Raw genomic sequence first — 20829 nt, 5'->3', positions numbered from 1 at the left:
CTACTAAGATTTTAAGAAAAATAAGCAACAACCAAGTACGATAATAACAAGAATGGTCAGCGTATCCTTTCGAGTCCATTTCAGTTGTCGGTATTGACTTCTGCCTTTTCCCCCCTGATAACCACGCGCTTCCATGGCGATAGCCAAGGAATCCGCACGTTTTAAACTTGTCGCAAAAAGAGGAATCAAAATGGGAATCATAGCCTTCACCTTTTGAACAATGCTTCCTTCACCAAAATCCACTCCACGCGCTTTCTGCGCATTCATAATCCGCGTCGTATCATCCATTAAGGTCGGAACAAAACGCAAACTCATGGACAGCATTAATCCAATTTCATGAACTGGAACTTTCACACGCTTTAAAGGTGCTAATAAAGCTTCGACAGCTGATGCCAAACTTAAGGGCATGGTCGTTAAGGTTAACAAAGTTGAAAAGAAAATAATCAATACAAAGCGACAAAAAATAATTCCAGCTTGTTGCAAAGCATAATCCGTGATTCTCACAAATGAAAACTCAAATAAAACATTCCCATTAGAAATGAAAAACAGTTGAAAAATAGTTGTGAAGGCAATCAAGAAAAACATAGACTTCAAGCCCTGAATAAAAAATGAAAGAGATACTCCTGACAAGGCAATAAATATCCCTGTCGCTATGAAAAGAATCAGATTTGTCAAGGGATTATTAGCCCAAAACACAATCAAAATCAGTAGCATCATAGCCAGTAATTTGCTACGTGGATCCAATCGGTGAACAATCGAATCCCCTGGGATATAACGCCCCAAAATCATACTATCCATTTAGCGACTCCTTGAACTCTTCTATCTTAATCGGTAATCGTTTAAATGATACGCCTCTATCAGCCAATCGTTTACAAAAGGCCGTAATTTTAGGTACTCCCAACTGCATTTCTTTCATAAAGACAACATCTTGAAAGACATCACTTGGTTTCCCCCCCTTAACTAAACGTCCCTTTTCCATCACATAGACTTGATTTGCATATTCAGCAACATCATCCATCAAATGCGTTACCAAGACAATGGTCATCCCTGACTGGTGGAGTTTTTTAAACAAATTCATCAGCTCTTTTCTTCCCAGGGGATCTAGGCCTGCTGTAGGCTCATCTAAGACTAATATAGCTGGCTCCATGGCAAGTATACCTGCAATGGCGACACGTCTCATTTGTCCCCCTGATAGCTCAAACGGACTACGATTAAAAAGTGATTCATCAATTCCAACCAAATCCAGTTTCTCACGCGCAATCTGCTCCGCATCTTCTTCAGAAACTCCAAAATTTTGCGGTCCAAAAGCAACATCTTTCAAAACAGTTTCTTCAAAAATTTGATTTTCAGCAAACTGAAATACCAAGCCAACCTGTTTTCTAATTTGACGAATATCTTTATTTTTAGAAGTTGAGGTGATTAAGGTATCAAAAACCCGCACACTCCCTTGACTTGGAACCAATAAACCATTTAAAAGTTGTAAAATAGTTGATTTGCCGCTACCTGTGTGCCCAATTAAAGCCGTATAAGAACCATCTTCAATCGTCAAGGAAACATCCGACAAAGCTGTTGAAGCTAAGGGAGTCCCTTCTTGATACGTAAAACTCACATTTTCTAGAGCAATTCCCATAGTTTATCCTCTAGCTCACTTTCTGTCAAATAATTTTCAGGCAAATCATAGCCATTCTGGCTCAAAGAATGTTTTAATTGATTGGAAAAAGGATCGTCTAATCCAATTTGATCTAAATCATTTCGAGAGAAAAGTTCTCTTGGGCTACTAGTTGATTCAATTTCCCCTTTTTTCAGGACCAATACACGGTCACTCATGGCGACTTCTTCCAAATCATGTGTAATGGAAATGACCGTCATATCATAGTCTTTTCGAATTTCTTTTACTGTCTCAATCAGTTCTCTACGCCCCTCAGGATCCAACATACTCGTTGCCTCATCTAGGATTAAAATAGCTGGTCTTAGGGCTACAACACCTGCAATAGCCACACGTTGCTTTTGGCCACCTGATAGACGCGCTGGCTCTCTCTTTTTAAAGTCCAACATGCCAACCAAATCCAGAGCTTCTTCCACTCTCTTTTTCATTTCTTGACGAGAAAGTCCCTGATTTTCCAAACCAAAGGCAACATCATCCTCAACAGTCGCTCCAACAAATTGATTGTCTGGATTTTGAAAAACCATACCGATTTGACGACGTATATTCCAAACATTTTCCTCAGTCAATCGTTGACCATCAATTACAATCTCTCCAGATTCTGCTTCCAGTAAACCATCAATTAAGCGAACCGTCGTTGATTTACCACTACCATTATGCCCTACAATCGAAAGCCATTCTCCACGTTTCACGTGAAACGTAATATCCTTCACATCATAGTATTCCTGACTTTCCTTATAACGAAAAGAAAGATTTTTTACATCAATTATTGATTTCATTTCGAACCAAATGTCCCTTTAAATACATAGGCACTACCCTTGAAATAGTCATAGCCAGAGTAGATAGTGAAAAACAAGGCTACATAAAGTAGAACTTGACCAAGCAAAGTCCAATGTAATAGCAAGAAAATAATGGCAAACATCTGACTAAAAGTTTTAATTTTTCCAGGCATTGCTGCTGCTAAAACTGTTCCACCAGTTTCAACCAATAAAAGCCTTAAACCTGTCACAGCCAACTCACGACAAATAATCACTGCAACAATCCAAGCTGGAGCCATACCTAACTCAATCAGCATAATAAAAGCCGACATTACTAGTAACTTATCCGCCATTGGATCCGCAAACTTCCCAAAGTTGCTAACCACACTCCATTTACGAGCTAAATATCCATCTAAATAGTCGGTAATACTGGCAATAGCAAATATAATAGCTGCTACTATATGACTTTCTAGCGAATTTCCTATCGTTAAAATAAAGATAAAAATAGGTATAAAGAGAATTCGACCTATTGTTAAGAGATTGGGAATTTGTTCTTTTTTCATTCGTTTTTCCTTAATTTCTAATAAAAGTTACAGTGATTTGTCCAGTTTGAGCTGTTAGTTTCGATAAATCAACAGTCTGATTATCTACTGTTAAATCAACACCTTTGACAACACCTAAAGTAATGGTCACAGGATTTTTTGTTGAAACTGTTGTTTCCGCACTTTTATTATCCGGTGATAAGGTCACACCACCCTCAAGCTCACTTTCTGAAACACTGACCCAACTTCTAGCATCTGAAACCGATAATTGCAATTTTGCGGTTTCCTTACTTGTTTTATAAGCGATTTCTACATAATTTCCTTCACCTGATACACTTATAACTGGTTCAATATTCGAAGAGCTACTTGATGAACCACTACTTGAAGATGGAGTTGCAGAACTAGTCGAGCTTGTTGCTTGGACTACACTATAACTAGACGCAGATGAACGCTCCGGTTGAGTCTGGAGATAATTCCAAACATAATAAGTCACAAAAATGACAATCGATAGTGCAAAGAGTATAAAATAAAATAAAGGTAAAAATGATGTCTTATTTTTCTTACTTGAACGTCTCCTACCTGTCAACTCCTCTTCATCAACATCTACTTCCTCATAAGTAATCATGCTCCCAGAATCATAAGCATCCAAGACAATTCGCTCATCTAGCTCAACTGCCCACGCATACTTTCTCAAAAAAGAACGAGTATAAAATGGACTAGGAAGTTGATCAAAATCATCAGCTTCCATCGCTTCCAACATATCCAACTGAATTTCTGTTTTTTTGTGTAATTCTTCTAAAGTCAACCCTTGGTTGGTTCTAGCTAAACGTAAAACCTCACCAATTGTTTTTTTCCTCATACTTGTCATTCCTTCTTTCTAGTATCGATTATGATAGGTTACTACGATGGGAATATTGTAAAATCAACTATATCACCATCATCTATTAAATGATGTCCAGCATCAAGGACATCCTCCAAAGTAATTTCCTGTAAAATTTTCGGCAAATCAAAAATTGTCTCACCATTTTCAAAAGCATCATATTGCGTTGCAATAAATTCAAGAGAGTTCATGCTACTGAAAAATTCTCCAAACATCTCTCTTTTGATAATGTCTAAATGATCCTCTGTAATATCTATATCCTTTGTAAAATTACGAATAGCCTTTTTAAACTGATGAGATAAAGCAACTGGCTCTTTTGTATCCATTGTCAACATAACAAAATGAAAACGACTTGTTACTTCAACTTCCAGAGATAAGGACGCATCAATTTTACCTGATTCATATAATTTCTGAAAACGATCCGAAGTCCAACCAAACATCATTGCAAACAATAATTTTAATAAAATATGATATCGATAGCAATCCGCTTCAGCAACTTCTTGCTTACCTCTAATACCAATCGCTAGTTTGGGAGAAGACACTTCCATTCTCATACTGTCTGTTTGCTTTACATCTTGTAAAACAAGCTTTTCTCTTACTACTTCCTGAACATCTAAATCTTTCAGTTCTTTGCTTTCAAAATAGTCCTGTACTCGTTCCACATCAAAATTACCAACGAAAAACAGAGACATGTTTACAGGTTTGTAAAATCTTGTAAAATTTTCTTGCAAATTAGTTAGATTGATTTGGGAAATTGACTCCTCACTTCCAACTATATCAGTTGCTAAAGGTGTACCAGGATACAAATTCGCTAAAGTTGAAAAGAATAAACACGAATCTGGATCATCTTGATACATTTCTCGTTCTTGCTGTATAATATCCTGCTCCCTTAAAATAGAATCTTCAGTAAATTGTGCTGATGTTACCAATTCATCAAGTAAGTCCAAATTTTCTAAAAAATGATCCGTTGCTGAAAAAAGATAACTTGTTTTTGTAAAGCTTGTAAAGGCATTACTATCTGCACCTAGACTCGTAAAAGCCGACATCAAATCGCTAGCATCTTCTCTCTCAAATAATTTATGTTCAAGAAAATGAGCAATTCCCGCAGGATATTCTTTTACATATCCGTCAACTTCTGTTACAAGCGTATCTACCGAACCAAACTGTACAGTTACACTCCCGTAAACCTCTTTAAATTCCTTTTTAGGCAAAAGAGCAACTGTCAATCCGTTGGACAAACGAGTTCGATAAACCATTTCTTTTACAGCTGGATAGTACTTTTCTTCAAAAACAACCTTTGTCATTCTATTCCTTCCATAAAGTAAATTGCTTGTAATTTCACATTACTAGCTGCTCTACAAATAGCATCTTTGTCAACTTGCTCAAGTTTTGCAATCCAACCTTTAAATTCTGCTGAAGATTTTCCAAGTAAGGCATTTTGATAAGCACGTTCAATCAATGAAGATTGATTATCTTGAGAAAGCAACAAAGACCGACGAATCATTTTCTTGGTCTGCTCTAGCTCAAGCTCTGTAAAATAACCTTTTTTTAAATCAAGCAGTTGATTATTCATCATTTTACGAGCCTGGTTCCGATTTTCTCGATCAATACCAGCATATATCCTCAAGAATCCACTAAATAAATCGAGCTGACTTGAAATAGTATAAGCCAATCCAGCATTTTCACGGACATTTGTAAATAGTTTAGAGTGAGCAAATCCACCAAGTAAACCATTCATTACAATCATGGGTAAATGTTGCTCATCACCATATTCAGAAGGGCAATGATAACCTAATTCCAAAATGGATTGTCCCACATTTTTCCGAACCATACCTTCTTGTAGGATATTGGAATAAGGTTGACAATACTGAACCTTCACATCTCCTTTTCGACCTTTAAAGTTAAATGATTCTAATACATTTTGAATTTCAACCTCATTAAAGTCACCTAGGAAAAAGAAATCTATTCGATCATTGGCCAAAAATTCTTGGAAACAAGAGTAAGAACTTTGTGGAGTTTCAACTAAAATACGATTTCGTAAATCACTGTATTCCAATTTGAGACGTTCATCATAAAAAAATAATTTATCTAATTCTTTATGTGCGAAATAAAAAGAATCATCCATATCAGCTGCTAAACTTGCTAGTAATTGTTTTTTCTCAATTTCAAATAAGGCCGAATCAAACCCATTGTCAACTACTACGGGTGAAAAAAGAGTTTCTTTTACAAGTTCCAAAACCTGAGAAGTTAGCACATTTTTCCTACTTAAAAACTCATCACGAACATAGGTAAATGTCAATTCTACAATGTGACTTTGCCCTCTTCTGAAACAATTGGTTGACATATCTGTACCGTATAGACTGGCCAAATGTTTTCTCAAATCTTGAGAAGTGGGGTACATCTGATTAACAGTCTCTAGCATACTCGCACTCAACATGCGACCTGCAATCGTATCAAGAGATAATGGAGCGGTAAAACGCACGGTGATTTTGTTCGTTTTAAACTTTTTTGATTGGATAAAATGTGTTGAAATTCCATGCACTAACTCCATGATTTACCTCCTTATATACAGACTTCTATTATATCACGAAAACCTGAAATTTTCTTGTTCTCTGTAACACTTTTGAAATAAAAATCGCTTACATTTCTCCCTATTTCTCTCACTATTTTTAGGAAAATATGGTATAATACCAAAGATTGAGGTGAATTATGGAATACAAATTATTTGAAGAATTTATTACTCTCCAAGCACTACTCAAAGAACTTGGAATTACACATAGCGGAGGAGCTATCAAATCATTTCTCTCTGAACATTCTGTTTACTTTAATGGGGAATTAGAGAATCGTCGTGGTAAAAAACTTCGTATTGGTGATAAAATTGACATCCCTGACATGAATATTGACATCTTATTGACACAACCTACGTCTGATGAGCAAGAGGAATACCAAGCTGATAAAGTTGAAAAAGAACGAATCGCTAAACTTGTTAAAGAGATGAATAAGGGAGTAAAAAAAGATAAATCAAAACCTACTTCTTCACCCAAAAGCAAACAAGCTCCGCGATTCCCTGGTAGATAATCATGTGGCTACAACATCTATCTCTCAAAACTTTTCGTAACTATAAAGAGACGAAAATAGACTTTAATCCTAAATTAAATGTCTTTTTAGGACGTAATGCTCAAGGAAAAACAAATATGTTAGAGGCTATCTATTTTTTAGCCTTAACACGTAGTCATCGAACTCGAACAGATAAAAATCTCATTCATTTTGATGAGGAACAACTTCATCTTTCAGGTCTTGTTCAGAAAAAAACAGGATCCATTCCTCTCGAAATTGAACTAACACAAAAAGGACGTGTGACAAAAGTGAATCACTTAAAACAGGCACGACTTTCAGATTACGTAGGACACATGAATGTTGTCTTATTTGCTCCTGAAGATTTACAACTAATTAAAGGAGCACCTTCAGTTCGACGAAAATTCATTGATATGGAGCTTGGGCAAATTAAGCCAATCTATTTATCAGATTTAACCAATTATAACCATATTCTTAAGCAAAGAAATACCTATCTAAAATCAGCTCAAACAATAGATGAAACCTTCCTTTCAGTGTTGGATGATCAGCTAGTTGATTATGGATGTCGTGTAATGAATCACCGCTTAGATTTCATAAAAAAACTAGAATCATTTGGACGTAAGAAACATTTTGAACTCTCTAATCAGATTGAAGAGTTGTCAATATCCTATCAATCTTCTGTCAATATAACTGACAATCAAAACTTATCCGAATCTTTCAAAATTGCTTTAGAAAAAAGTAGATCCAGAGATTTATTTAAAAAGAACACTGGTGTCGGTCCTCATCGAGATGACATTTCTTTTTATATAAATAGGATGGATGCTAGTTTTGGAAGTCAAGGTCAACATCGCAGTCTCGTCCTGTCGATAAAATTAGCAGAAATCGAATTAATGGAAAGCGTTACTACAGAATCTCCAATATTACTGCTTGACGATGTCATGAGCGAACTTGACAACACTAGACAACTAAAATTATTAGAAACGATTTCTCATTCAATCCAAACTTTTATCACAACAACAAGCTTAGACCATCTTCAAAATCTGCCAGAAAATCTAAGTATCTTCACTATTCAGGATGGTAAAGTTTCTGTAAATTATAATTGACAACATTGTAAAAGAACTCCTATTTCCACGGGAGTTCTTTTCATTGTTTTTTACATAGAATAATTTGGTGCCTCATTCGTAATTTGTACATCATGAGGATGGCTCTCTTTCAAACCAGCACCAGACATTTCAATAAATTGAGCGTTATCGTGTAGTTCCTTAAGGTTAGCTGCACCACAGTAACCCATACCAGAGCGAATACCACCAATCATTTGGAAGACAATATCAGCTGCCGCTCCTTTATAAGCAACACGACCTTCAATTCCTTCGGGAACGAGTTTGTTTGCTTCGTTGACAGAGCCTTGGAAGTAACGATCACTTGAACCTTTCTTCATGGCAGCGATTGATCCCATACCACGGTAAGTTTTGAATTTACGTCCTTGGAAGATTTCAGTTTCGCCTGGAGCTTCATCAGTTCCAGCAAACATAGATCCAAGCATAACAGCATTTCCACCAGCCGCAAGGGCTTTTACAATATCTCCAGAATACTTGATTCCACCGTCAGCAATGATCGTTTTACCATATTCACGCGCAACAGCTGCAGCATCATAGATAGCCGTTACTTGCGGAACACCAACACCAGCAATAACACGAGTAGTACAGATAGAACCTGGTCCAATACCAACCTTGACAACGTCTACACCTGCTTCATAAAGAGCACGTGCACCTTCAGCAGTAGCAATATTTCCAGCAATCAAAGTACGGTCTGGGAAATGAGCACGAATCTCAGCAATTTTACGCAAGACACCTGCAGAATGACCATGCGCAGTATCAATAACAATCGCATCCGCTCCTGCCTCAAAAAGAGCCTCTGCACGTTCAAATGTATCTGAAGTAACACCTACTGCACCTGCAACTAGAAGACGACCAAACTCATCTTTAGCCGCATTTGGAAACTCAATAACTTTTTCAATATCTTTGATGGTAATCAAACCAGAAAGACGGCCTTCTTCATCTACCAACGGAAGTTTTTCAATACGGTGTTCTTGAAGAATGCTTTCAGCCGTTACAAGATCTGTACCCACAGGAGCAGTCACAAGATTTTCACTAGTCATATGATTTGAGATTGGTTGGTTATAGTCTGAAATAAAACGAAGATCTCGGTTTGTCAAAATACCAACCAATTTACGATTTTCAAGTGTTTCAACAACTGGAACACCACTGATGCGGTAACGCCCCATAAGCTCATCTGCTTCAGCAATTGTATGTTCAGGAGTCAAGAAGAACGGATCAATAATAACTCCATTTTCAGAACGTTTTACCTTACGAACCTCGTCTGCTTGTTGAGCAATTGACATGTTTTTATGGATAACTCCGAGACCACCTGCACGAGCAATGGCAATAGCCATTTGACTCTCTGTTACTGTGTCCATGGCAGCGGTAATAATTGGGATATTTAAAGTCAAATTATCTGCCAATTTAGTTGTTAAATCTGCATCATTAGGCAATACATGACTTTCAGCTGGAATAAGCAATACATCATCGAAGGTAAAACCTTTTTTCAAAAATTTAGTGTCCCAATTAGACATTCGAAGTTTCCTCTTTTCTTTCTTTTTGAGCTTGACTCTTTTTATATTGTATCTATCATACCATTCTATAAAAATTTGTCAAATGTTACAGGGGTAAATAAAAAACTATCTTTTCTTCCTGATAGAAATGATAGTTTCTTGTAAAATAAACTTAGTTAAAGTAATGAAGTCCCATTGCTCCTTTAACCTCAGATAGGGTTTGACCCGCAACTTCACGCGCTCTTTCACTACCTTTTTGAAGCATGTTATAAACTTCTCCCATATCCTTAGCAAATTCGATACGGCGCTCACGAATAGGACCAAGTTCACGCTCTAATATTTCAAGTAGATAACGCTTAGTCTTCACATCACCAAGACCACCTCGTTGATAATGTTCTTTCATATCAGCAATTTCTTTAACATCTTCTGGACGACCAAAAACATCTAGATAATGGAAGACCATATTTCCCTCAATTTTACCTGGATCTTCCACTCGAATATGATCTGGATCTGTATACATACTCATTACTTTTTTACGCAAAGTATCCGCATCATCAGCTAAATAAATACCATTATTGAGTGATTTAGACATTTTAGCATTTCCATCTAAACCAGGCAAACGCCCTGCTCTCTCATTTTCTGGATAAATACCTTCCGGCTCTACCAAGACATCACAGTTATATGCATTGTTAAAAGAACGAACAATTTCACGAGTTTGTTCAATCATTGGTTTCTGATCTGTTCCTACAGGAACATAATTGGCTTTGAAAGCTGTGATGTCAGCTGCTTGAGCGATTGGGTAAACCAAGAAGCCTGTCGGAATACTTTCTCCAAATCCTTTTTGAGAAATCTCTGTTTTGACTGTTGGATTGCGCTCCAAACGTGCTAATGAAACTAGATTCATATAGTACATAGATAGTTCAGCCAACTCTGGAATCTGACTTTGAATAAAGATAGTTGACTTACTTGGATCCAATCCAACTGCAAGATAATCCAAAGCAACATTTCCGATAGACTCTACAATTGTTTGAGGATCCTTGGCATGATCTGTCAAAGCTTGTTGGTCAGCCAAGAACACAAACATATCATACTTATCCTCTTCCTGTAACAATACTCGATTTTTGAGACTGCCAACATAATGTCCAATATGCAATTTTCCTGTTGGACGGTCTCCTGTTAAAATAATGGGTTTAGTCATTTTATTCTCCTTCGATATGGTCCCTTCAATTATAGCATTTTTTTAATAAAATAACCGTAATTTATCAAAATAAATCAGTCTTGCCATTTACGGATTTGTGTAAAGAATACTGTAAATATAGTTTACACAAAATTGACAAATAAAAATTTGAATATTTCTGTATTTTCTAGTAGAATAAATATATTACACATATAGGAGAAAAATATTGCTTACAGTATCTGATGTTTCACTACGTTTTAGTGATCGCAAACTTTTTGATGATGTCAATATCAAATTTACAGAAGGAAATACTTACGGATTAATCGGTGCTAATGGTGCCGGAAAATCAACCTTTTTAAAAATTTTAGCTGGAGATATCGAACCGACTACTGGTCATATTTCTCTTGGTCCAGATGAACGTCTCTCTGTTCTTCGTCAAAATCACTTTGACTATGAAGATGAACGTGCCATTGATGTCGTTATCATGGGAAATGAAAAACTTTATAGCATCATGAAGGAGAAAGATGCTATCTACATGAAGGAAGATTTCTCAGATGAGGATGGCGTCCGTGCTGCCGAACTTGAAGGAGAATTTGCCGAGCTTGGAGGCTGGGAAGCAGAAAGTGAAGCCTCTCAACTACTTCAAAACCTAAATATTCCAGAAGAATTACACTACCAAAACATGAGCGAATTGGCCAACGGGGAAAAAGTAAAAGTTCTCCTCGCCAAAGCACTTTTTGGTAAGCCTGATGTTCTTCTCTTGGACGAGCCTACCAACGGTTTAGACATCCAATCGATTACTTGGTTAGAAGACTTCTTGATTGATTTTGATAACACCGTTATTGTTGTATCCCACGACCGTCACTTCTTGAACAAAGTATGTACTCACATGGCCGACCTTGACTTTGGAAAAATCAAACTCTATGTCGGAAACTACGACTTTTGGAAGGAATCTTCTGAGCTTGCTGCTAAATTACTAGCAGACCGTAATGCCAAAGCAGAAGAAAAAATTAAACAATTGCAAGAATTCGTTGCTCGTTTCTCTGCTAATGCTTCTAAATCAAGGCAAGCAACATCACGTAAGAAAATGCTTGATAAAATTGAACTTGAAGAAATTGTACCATCTAGTCGTAAATATCCATTTATCAACTTTAAAGCGGAACGTGAGATTGGTAATGATCTCTTGACAGTAGAAAATCTATCTGTCAAGATTGACGGTGAAACTATTCTTGACAACATTAGCTTCATCTTGCGTCCAGGTGATAAGACAGCGCTTATTGGACAAAATGACATCCAAACAACTGCCTTGATTCGTGCAATCATGGGGGACATTGACTATGAAGGAACTGTCAAGTGGGGAGTAACTACTAGCCGTTCTTACTTGCCAAAAGATAACTCGGCAGATTTTGCAGGAGGAGAGTCAATCCTTGACTGGTTGCGTCAATTCGCAAGTAAAGAAGAAGATGACAATACTTTCCTACGTGGCTTCCTCGGCCGTATGCTCTTCTCTGGAGATGAAGTTAACAAACCTGTAAACGTCTTGTCAGGGGGAGAAAAAGTGCGTGTCATGCTTTCAAAACTCATGCTCTTGAAATCAAATGTCCTTGTACTTGATGATCCAACCAATCACTTGGACTTGGAATCTATCTCAAGCTTGAACGATGGATTGAAAAACTTCAAAGAATCAATCATCTTTGCCAGCCATGACCACGAGTTTATTCAAACTCTAGCTAACCATATCATTGTCTTGTCCAAAAATGGTGTCATTGACCGTATCGATGAAACCTATGATGAATTCCTAGAGAATGCAGAAGTACAAGCAAAAGTTAAAGAACTTTGGAAAGACTAAAATTTTCAAAACTCAGTTGGGTTAACCAGCTGAGTTTTCTAACATTTTATGAGGTAACATGAAATTATTTTTTAAAACATATTGGACCTATTTTGTTTCTTTCATCATTCCCGTAATCATTATGATAGGAGTATATCTATCTCAAGGTATCTACTGGAATAGCGATACATCTCCACTATTAGGAGATGGCTTTCATCAATACGTTATTTTTGATGTAGCTTTACGAAATATCCTACATGGAAATGGTAGTCTGTTTTACACCTTTACAAGTGGCCTCGGATTAAATTTCTATGCCCTATCTAGTTATTACTTAGGAAGTTTCCTTTCACCTCTAGTTTACTTTTTTAATCTGTCGAATATGCCAGATGCTGTCTATCTGACAACTCTCTTAAAATTTGGATTGATTGGACTGTCAACTTACTTTAGTTTAAATAAATTATTTCAATCGATTCCTAAGCCTTTAAAACTAGCTTTATCTACTTCCTATTCTCTGATGAGTTTCACTGTCAGTCAATTAGAGATAAAAACCTGGCTAGATATTTTTATCTTGATTCCTTTAATTATAACTGGTTTACAGCTACTTATCACTGAAAAAAAATTCCTATTGTACTTTACAAGTCTGTCAATCTTATTTATCCAAAACTATTATTTTGGCTATATGACAGCATTGTTTCTTATTTTCTGGTATCTCTATCAAATTTCGTGGGACTTTAAGACTCGAAAATCATCTTTTCTTGATTTTGTTGTGACCTCCTTTTTAGCTGGTATAGCTAGTTTGATTCTAACTCTTCCTACTCTATTTGATTTACAGACACATGGAGAAAAATTAACTGAAGTTACAAAGTTTCAAACTGAAAGTAGCTGGTATCTTGATCTTTTTGCTAAGCAATTCATCGGTTCCTTTGATACAACAAAGTATGGGGCTATCCCAATGATTTTTGTTGGGCTACTTCCCTTTATTTTGACCATTTTATTTTTCACAATAAAATCCATAAAGTTTCACGTGAAACTTATCTATGCAATTTTCTTTGCATTTCTAATTGCAAGCTTTTATATTGAAGCTCTTGATTTATTTTGGCAAGGCATGCATAATCCAAACATGTTTTTACATCGCTATGCTTGGATTTTCTCTACCTTGTTAATTTACACAGCAGCGGAAGTCTTAAATCGTCTGAAAGAACTTAAAATCTGGAATTTTTTAGTTTCGCTTTTTCTTATAGTAACAGGATTTTTAGCTACCATCTATCTAAAATCACATTATTCTTTTTTAACAGATTTGAATATTCTGCTTACTCTTGAATTTTTGGTTGTCTATTCGCTTTTACTCCTTGCAGTTATCAAAAAGTTTATCTCTGTAAATCTATTTGCCATTCTAATCTCTTTATTTATAATGGTTGAAATAAGTTTAAATGCTTCATCTCAAATGGACGGAATTGCTAAAGAATGGGGTTTTGCTTCTCGAAGTTCATATAATCGAGATATCCCAGCTATGGAATCTTTCTCAACATATATTGGAAATCAATTTACTCGTACTGAAAAACTACAAACTCAGACAGGAAATGACAGTATGAAATTCAACTACAATGGAATCTCTCAATTTTCATCTGTTCGAAATCGTTCAGCAAGCTCTACTTTGGATAAACTTGGGTTTAAATCCTCTGGGACTAATCTCAATCTCCGCTATGCAAATAATAGTATTTTGGCTGATAGTTTATTTGGTATCCAGTACAATATCTCAGACAGTCCTATTGATAAGTATGGTTTTAAAGATATCTATCAAAAAGATAATCTTACCCTATATGAAAATCAATACTCTCTTCCGATTGCCTTTGCTAGTCAATCTGTTTACAATGATGTCAAGTTCAATGAACATACCTTGGATAATCAGGCCTCATTTTTAAATCAACTTGCTAACGTCAATTTTGATTATTTTTCTCCAATCCCTCATGACAAAATAGAAAATACTAATGATTTGATTAGTGTCACAAGTTCTTCAAATGAGGATGCAGCAATCCAGTATCAAATTGAAATACCAGAAAACAGCCAGGTTTATCTTTCGTTCACAAACCTTCACTTTTCTAATGACAAACCAAAAAAGGTTGACATCCTTGTAAATGATGAAAAAAAGATTTTTACAACTGATAATGCCTTCTCCTTCTTTAATCTAGGCTATACAAAAGAGAAAAAAACTTTCAATATTCATGTTAGTTTTCCTGGAAATTCACAAGTATCATTTGAATCTCCTACCTTCTACCGTTTAGATACCCAAACTTTAACTGAGGCAATTCAAAAAATTAAAGAACAACCAGTAACGGTATCGACTTCTAAAAACAAGGTTTTTGCTACATATGATGTCCAACAAGATACGTCTATTTTCTTCACCATTCCTTATGACAAAGGTTGGTCTGCCTACCAAGATGGTAAGAAAATAGAAATTAAACAAGCTCAAACTGGCTTTATGAAAGTTGACGTTCCTAAGGGGAAAGGAACTATTACACTTTCCTTTATTCCCAATGGGTTTATTACTGGAGCAATCTGTTCCCTTACTTCTCTCTTACTATTTGTAATCTATAATCACAGACGAAAGTCATCTAAGGCATAAAAAAATCGACCAGTTAATCGGTCGATTTTTTTAATCTCCTTCCATTTTCTTAGGTTGATAGGCTAGCATACCTAAACCAATAAATAGTACTAATATCACAGCAAGGAAAATAACTTGGTGATGAATATTTCCTGTCATAGAGATTGTTTGTCGTAATCCCGAAACTGAATAACTCATTGGTAACCAAGGATTAATAGCTCTAAAGAAATCATTTGTCAAAGCAAGTGGATAAGTACCTGCACTTGATGCCAACTGTAATAGAAGCAAAATAAGAGAGAAGAAAGCTCCTATACGGCTATTCCATGTTGTTAAAGCTGTAACCATAGACATGAATACTAAACTTGTTAGGATAATGAGAATAAGTGTTCTCATCTCATGATTTGCAGTTAGACCAATAAGATGGACTCCTCCATATACTAAAATCCCTGCTAAAACAGCTATAATACCATTTATTTCAGCCCGAGATTTCAACCAAGCCCAACGGCTCTCTGGATGACGTCCTGAAGGCAGCTTCGCAAAAATCATATTCGTTGATATTGCTGCAACAAAGAGAGCAACTGATATCATATAAGGAGCCATTGCAATTCCATTTACAGGAACTTGATCATTGTCTGTTTTGGAAAGACTGAGAGGATTTGACAAAATCTCTGCATTTTGAGATTCCGTAGATGCTGATTTGAGTTGTTCACTAGCATTACTTAGTCCTTGTCCTAAAGAAGCAACTCCTGTCTGTAAACCTTCCAATCCAGAAGTTAACTTTGTTCCACCTCCTGCTAGTTTCCCAGCTCCATCTGCCAATTTATTAGCTCCACTTTCTAATTGAGAAGCACCTGAAATTAACTGACTGGATTTGTCAGCGAGTTGGCTAGAGCCTGACTGCAATTTATCAACTCCTGCTATCAATTCTTGACTCTTTTGATTCAATTGACTGGAGCCAGTTGATAATTTTTCAATACCAGACACTAATTCTGGAGTTTTTTCAACTAATTGACCAATTCCTGCTGTCAAGTTAGAAGATTTTTGTGTCAAGGTAGTTGAGCCTGAAACTAATTGGTTCAAACTACCTGTCAAGGTGTAATTCTTTTCACTTAGTTGACTTGCGCCTTGAGAAACTTTATCAACACCTGCAGTATATGCATTTACACCCGATGTAATCGACTGACTAGCAGGAACTAATTTACTCGTCACTGCTCCCTGTATTTCTGCTAATCCACTTGACAATCCTGTCAAAGAAGTAGAAGCAATAGGTAATACTTGATTAGCTTGATTTTTTAATGTCGAAAGATTTGAAGATTGATTTTGTAAGTTTTCTAAACTTCCCTGTATACCTTGAGCTAAAGCTACAATTGACTGAGCCGATTGAATACTATCAGTCGAATTTTGAGATACAGAAGCACTTATTTCAGCTTGTTGCTCACTTGTCAATGATTGATAAGCTGCTGTCGATTGAATATTGGCTAATGTAGTCGCTTTATCAGACTGAGCACTTGCTAACATTTGATTAGAAAGAGATACTATACTTGATAAAACAGAATCTAATTGTTTTGTATCTCCAACATCAATATTTTGAATAGCTTGATTTAACTGATTCAGACCAGAATATAATTGAGCAATTTGATCTTTTTGCTCAGACGAAGCATCTAACTTGCTAGAAAGTTGTTGAATCCCTTCACTTAATTGCTCCACCCCCATTCGAAGTGTAGCTGATTGACTAGATAACTGATTAGCACCTGTTGCAAGACTTCCCACTCCATTGGTGTAGGCACTAACACCAGATGAAAATTGATTAAGACCAGCATTGAGCTTAGAAACACCGCCAGTATAAGATTCTACACCAGTATATAATTGATTAATTCCCCTCACTAATTCAGGGCTTTTAGAAGATAATTGACCTAACCCACTATCTAATTGACTCACTGCACCAGTATATGTAACTAAACCACTATTAAAATTCCCTAAGCCAAGATGAAGTTGTTCAACACCAGAGACATAAGAGGATAATCCTTTAGTAAACTGCTCCGTTCCATTTGAAAATGTTAAACTTGAATCTGCTAAAGAGTGTAGGTTAGTAGTTAATGTTTGACTTCCTGCCACTAACTGATTCGCTCCATCAGTTAGTTTTTCACTACCAGACGCTGCTTGACTCATCCCATCCTTTAAATCGATCATTTTGTTGAATAAAGCTTTAGTATAAGTCTCGGTTACATTGGTAGAAACATTCTGCTTTAATTGTGTCATTGCAGAATCACTCATCTTGCTAGCAATAAAACTATGGCCACTTGAAGTCTGATAATCGATTTTCATTTGCTCTGGATGGTTCGTTAAAATAGAAGCTGCTTTTTCAGATAAATCACTTGGTAAAGTCACTACCATATAGTAATCGCCATCTTCTAAGCCCTTCTTACCTTCCTCGTCATCTACAAAATGAAAATCCAATGTTTTATTTTCTTTTAAATTGGACACCATGTCTTTTCCTATAGACATGCTATTACCATTATAGGAAGCCTCTTTATCATTATTGACAACTGCCACAGGTAAATCAGACAATTGCCCATATGGATCCCACATTGAGGACAAAAATATGACATTGTACAGAGTTGGAATAAGAGAAATCCCTATCATGACAATAATAAAGGTTGGTTTTTTAAAAATTGCTTTCCATTCTTTAAACATAGTTTCTCCTTTTTTAAACATATTGTCTAAAATTTTGATATAATAGATTATACATTAAAAAATCTAAATTACAAGATAAAAAATCCATTTTTAGACATATAGTCTAATTTGTTTATAAGGAGGAAATATGAAAGAAAGTAATAAACGCTTAAAAACAAAGAGAACTATTGAAAATGCTATGGTCCAATTACTAATGGAACAACCATTTGATCAAATTTCTACTGTCAAGTTAGCAAAAAAAGCCGAAATTAGTCGTTCCAGCTTCTATACTCACTATAAGGATAAGTATGATATGATTGAGCACTATCAAAGTAAACTATTTCATACATTTGAATATATTTTTCAAAAACATGCTCATCACAAAAGAGATGCTATTTTAGAAGTATTTGAATATCTAGAGTCAGAACCACTTCTAGCTGCCCTTCTTTCTGAAAATGGGACTAAAGAAATCCAAAATTTCTTAAGAAATAAACTTCATATCATGCTCAGTACAGATTTACAAAAACGATTTATACAACTGAATCTCAATACCACTGAATTAGAATACAGTAGCATCTATCTAACTCACGCACTTTTTGGTGTTTGCCAAACTTGGATTGCACATGGAAAAAAAGAAAGTCCTCAAGAAATAACAGACTTCCTCATGAAGATGCTTGGTGATACGAATTGATGCAAAAAAGGGAACAACACTGTGTTCCCTTTTATCTATACTCCGCCAGTAGGACTCGAACCTACGACATCATGATTAACAGTCATGCGCTACTACCAACTGAGCTATGGCGGATAAAATAGTCCGTACGGGATTCGAACCCGTGTTACCGCCGTGAAAAGGCGGTGTCTTAACCCCTTGACCAACGGACCTTCTATCTGTAGCAGATATAACCATTATATCAATTTCTTACTAATTGTCAATCACTTTTGAGATTTTTTCTCTAGAATATCTTTTAATTTTCTAATTTTTAATCTTGAAATAGGACAACGATGGTCTTCATAGAAAACAATTTCTAAGTTTTTTCGATCAATTTCTCTGATATTGCCTATATTTACCAAAAATGACTTATGAGGAGAATAAAATCGCTGAGTATGTTTGTCCTTTTCCTGAATATCTGTCATGGTACCGTAAAACTCTTTGGCAAAATTCTTACCAATAATGCGTAATTTATGAGAGACACCTGTCGTTTCAATATACAAAATATCATGGTAAGGAATTTTTAAATCATTTCCCTTGTAATTGTAGTCAAAATAATCTACAACATCTTCATTTTCAAGTAACATACTCTTCGTGTAGAAGATATTTTGCTCAATTCTCTTCTTAAACAACTCATCATTGATATCCTTATCAACAAAATCTAAGGCTGATACCTGGTATTTATAGGTTAGAGTCGCAAACTCTGATCGACTGGTGATAAAGACGATAATAGCGTAAGGATTGTGATGACGAATAAACTGAGCAACTTCAAACCCTTTTTTCTCAATTCCATGAATATCAATATCTAGAAAATAAAGCTGGTTTACTTCATCATTTTCGATATATTCCTTAAACTCACGAACTTTTCCCGTTGTCTTGTATGATATTGGAATATTCGATTCTTTCGAAATTTCATCCAATATTCTCTCTAGTCTCACTTGATGTTCAATAACATCTTCTAAAATTAAAACTTTCATTCAAATTCCCTCTTAAACCTAATAATTTGTCTAAATGTACTGCCTTCCATCTCTGTTTCTAAAATAATATTGTTGTATTTATCTAGTAGTTCTTTCACATTATTTAAGCCTACTCCGCGATTTCTTCCCTTAGTGGAGAATCCTAAGGCAAATAGATCTCCTGAAGGAGTCATCGTCATTTTACATGAATTCTGAATCACAATAACTGTTTCGGTTTCCATCTTAATAACTGCTACTTCCATTTGCTTTTTATAACTATCAGCCGATCCTTCGACAGCATTATTCAATAAAACACTCATGATACGAACTAAATCCAACAGGTCTATTGGTAATCTAGTAATTATATCTTTTACTTCCAGTGTAAACTCCACACCGTTATTTCGAGCATAGACAATTGACTGAGCAACCAAACTTCGTAAAGCTGAGTCTTCTATGTTGTTCAAATCAAAGTAAGTATACTTATCTGAACGTAGTTTATGATTTGCTTTGACCAAAACTTCATTGTAAACTCTGTCAATTTCCTGTAAATCACCACTGTCAATTGCCATCTGCATGCTGACAAGCATCCCAGCATAGTCATGTCGAAAACCACGGATTTCATTATACAGACCGACAATTTCATCTGTATAGTTTTGTAAATGTTTCTGTTCAAATTTCTTCTGCTTCAAAGCAATCTCTTTTTCCATTTGTTCTTTATAAGAATTCATTGCAAAGAAGGTCAAAAGTAACGAGATGAAAACAATAGATGATAAAATACTTCCAAAACTATTCAAATGTTTAATCGTACTTACCATATCTGAAACGAAAGATACAATATGGAGCAGTAGTAAAGCAAAAAATACTTTTTTCAAGAAAGGATAGAGGTAATCTTTGTCAAAATAGTTTAGTTCTAAGTGGAAATAATGAATGATTTTTAAGACAACAAAATAGGTCAACACCGTTACAACGAAAAAGAATGGGTCATGATATTGTAAAACAAAATTATCTCCTGTTATAGAGGAGAAAGTTACGGACAGAAAGTTATGAGTGCTCTCATATAAAAGAGATAGTAGTAAACTTAGGAATAATCCGCTATCCCTCTCGTACTGTTTAATCCATCGAAAATAGGAATATAAGCCCAAAGGAAATAAAAATATTTCAATCCCTAACCCATCTAAATATAGAAGATAAAAGGGAAGGCCAATTACTACTTCTACTAGTAATGTATAAGCACCAAAAAAGAATAATTCTTTTCTATTTATTTGACCTTTACAAATTAAACGGTAACTGTGACTAATAATAAAAAAATATACTATAAAATCTACTACTAAGAAAAAATTCATTCTCCTACTCCT

The 20829-nt window shown here is 35.6% G+C and carries 17 protein-coding genes and 2 tRNA genes; 5 read left to right on the top strand and 14 right to left on the bottom strand.

The window, feature by feature from the left end; genetic code table 11:
- Positions 1–3: 3 nt before the first annotated feature.
- The 7 genes from N5909_RS04010 to yfmF are packed head-to-tail and all read right to left on the bottom strand — an operon-like array spanning position 4 to position 6394.
- The gene (locus tag N5909_RS04010; RefSeq protein WP_020902295.1) at positions 4–798 is read right to left on the bottom strand and encodes an energy-coupling factor transporter transmembrane component T family protein; all 795 of its coding nucleotides are present in this window, start codon (positions 796–798) and stop codon (positions 4–6) included.
- The gene (locus N5909_RS04005; protein ID WP_271630847.1) at positions 791–1630 is read right to left on the bottom strand and encodes an energy-coupling factor transporter ATPase; all 840 of its coding nucleotides are present in this window, start codon (positions 1628–1630) and stop codon (positions 791–793) included. Before N5909_RS04005 ends, N5909_RS04010 begins: the two co-directional genes overlap by 8 nt.
- On the bottom strand, positions 1615–2442 hold the full coding sequence (locus tag N5909_RS04000) for an energy-coupling factor ABC transporter ATP-binding protein (protein WP_061589681.1): 828 nt from the start codon (positions 2440–2442) through the stop codon (positions 1615–1617). The genes N5909_RS04005 and N5909_RS04000 overlap by 16 nt, the downstream gene beginning before the upstream one ends.
- Positions 2439–2984 carry a CDP-diacylglycerol--glycerol-3-phosphate 3-phosphatidyltransferase gene (gene pgsA / locus N5909_RS03995; RefSeq protein WP_061589682.1) on the bottom strand — a complete coding sequence of 182 codons (546 nt, stop codon included), beginning with the start codon at positions 2982–2984 and terminating at the stop codon, positions 2439–2441. Before pgsA ends, N5909_RS04000 begins: the two co-directional genes overlap by 4 nt.
- 10 nt (positions 2985–2994) lie before the next feature.
- Complete coding sequence (gene rodZ, locus N5909_RS03990; protein WP_271630845.1) at positions 2995–3822, bottom strand: cytoskeleton protein RodZ; 828 nt, start codon at positions 3820–3822, stop codon at positions 2995–2997.
- Positions 3823–3863: 41 nt separating this feature from the next.
- Positions 3864–5147 carry an EF-P 5-aminopentanol modification-associated protein YfmH gene (yfmH, locus tag N5909_RS03985; RefSeq protein WP_070842132.1) on the bottom strand — a complete coding sequence of 428 codons (1284 nt, stop codon included), beginning with the start codon at positions 5145–5147 and terminating at the stop codon, positions 3864–3866.
- Complete coding sequence (gene yfmF / locus N5909_RS03980) at positions 5144–6394, bottom strand: EF-P 5-aminopentanol modification-associated protein YfmF (protein WP_033682523.1); 1251 nt, start codon at positions 6392–6394, stop codon at positions 5144–5146. The genes yfmH and yfmF overlap by 4 nt, the downstream gene beginning before the upstream one ends.
- A 158-nt stretch (positions 6395–6552) precedes the next feature.
- Here yfmF and yaaA point away from each other — a divergent pair, with 158 nt between their 5' ends.
- Both yaaA and recF read left to right on the top strand, forming a co-directional pair.
- Positions 6553–6921, top strand: a complete 369-nt coding sequence (yaaA, locus tag N5909_RS03975; RefSeq protein WP_033682525.1) for a S4 domain-containing protein YaaA — start codon at positions 6553–6555, stop codon at positions 6919–6921.
- Between the two features lie 2 nt (positions 6922–6923).
- Positions 6924–8021, top strand: a complete 1098-nt coding sequence (recF, locus tag N5909_RS03970; RefSeq protein ID WP_033682527.1) for a DNA replication/repair protein RecF — start codon at positions 6924–6926, stop codon at positions 8019–8021.
- Between the two features lie 50 nt (positions 8022–8071).
- On the opposite strand, the gene guaB is transcribed toward recF, so the two are convergent.
- A complete protein-coding gene (guaB, locus tag N5909_RS03965; protein ID WP_033682529.1) occupies positions 8072–9550 on the bottom strand; it encodes an IMP dehydrogenase in 1479 nt (492 codons plus the stop codon).
- Between the two features lie 151 nt (positions 9551–9701).
- Positions 9702–10727 carry a tryptophan--tRNA ligase gene (trpS, locus tag N5909_RS03960; RefSeq protein WP_033682531.1) on the bottom strand — a complete coding sequence of 342 codons (1026 nt, stop codon included), beginning with the start codon at positions 10725–10727 and terminating at the stop codon, positions 9702–9704.
- Positions 10728–10932: 205 nt separating this feature from the next.
- Here trpS and N5909_RS03955 point away from each other — a divergent pair, with 205 nt between their 5' ends.
- The gene (locus tag N5909_RS03955; RefSeq protein WP_000958767.1) at positions 10933–12555 is read left to right on the top strand and encodes an ATP-binding cassette domain-containing protein; all 1623 of its coding nucleotides are present in this window, start codon (positions 10933–10935) and stop codon (positions 12553–12555) included.
- 58 nt (positions 12556–12613) lie between these two features.
- Positions 12614–15157 (top strand): YfhO family protein, encoded by a 2544-nt coding sequence (locus tag N5909_RS03950; protein WP_033682532.1) that lies wholly within the window; start codon positions 12614–12616, stop codon positions 15155–15157.
- A 30-nt stretch (positions 15158–15187) separates the two neighbouring features.
- Here the strand turns inward: N5909_RS03950 and N5909_RS03945 are convergent, their stop codons facing one another.
- Complete coding sequence (locus N5909_RS03945; RefSeq protein ID WP_271630843.1) at positions 15188–17830, bottom strand: YhgE/Pip domain-containing protein; 2643 nt, start codon at positions 17828–17830, stop codon at positions 15188–15190.
- Positions 17831–17957: 127 nt separating this feature from the next.
- Between N5909_RS03945 and N5909_RS03940 the strand changes: the two genes are divergently transcribed.
- Positions 17958–18500: a TetR/AcrR family transcriptional regulator gene (locus N5909_RS03940; RefSeq protein ID WP_271630842.1), complete on the top strand. Its 543-nt coding sequence runs from the start codon at positions 17958–17960 to the stop codon at positions 18498–18500.
- 40 nt (positions 18501–18540) lie between these two features.
- Here N5909_RS03940 and N5909_RS03935 read toward each other — a convergent pair.
- The 4 genes from N5909_RS03935 to comD form a co-directional block, all read right to left on the bottom strand.
- Positions 18541–18614 (bottom strand) — tRNA-Asn (locus N5909_RS03935).
- 5 nt (positions 18615–18619) lie between these two features.
- Positions 18620–18691, bottom strand: a tRNA-Glu gene (locus tag N5909_RS03930).
- Between the two features lie 51 nt (positions 18692–18742).
- Complete coding sequence (gene comE, locus N5909_RS03925) at positions 18743–19495, bottom strand: competence system response regulator transcription factor ComE (RefSeq protein ID WP_000866073.1); 753 nt, start codon at positions 19493–19495, stop codon at positions 18743–18745.
- A complete protein-coding gene (gene comD / locus N5909_RS03920; RefSeq protein WP_271630841.1) occupies positions 19492–20817 on the bottom strand; it encodes a competence system sensor histidine kinase ComD in 1326 nt (441 codons plus the stop codon). Before comD ends, comE begins: the two co-directional genes overlap by 4 nt.
- Between the last annotated feature and the right edge of the window lie 12 nt (positions 20818–20829).

The organism is Streptococcus gwangjuensis, from assembly GCF_028156745.1.
GTDB lineage: Bacteria > Bacillota > Bacilli > Lactobacillales > Streptococcaceae > Streptococcus > Streptococcus gwangjuense_A.
Note: the sequence above shows the minus strand (reverse complement) of the source record. Positions and strands in the feature narration are given on the sequence as shown.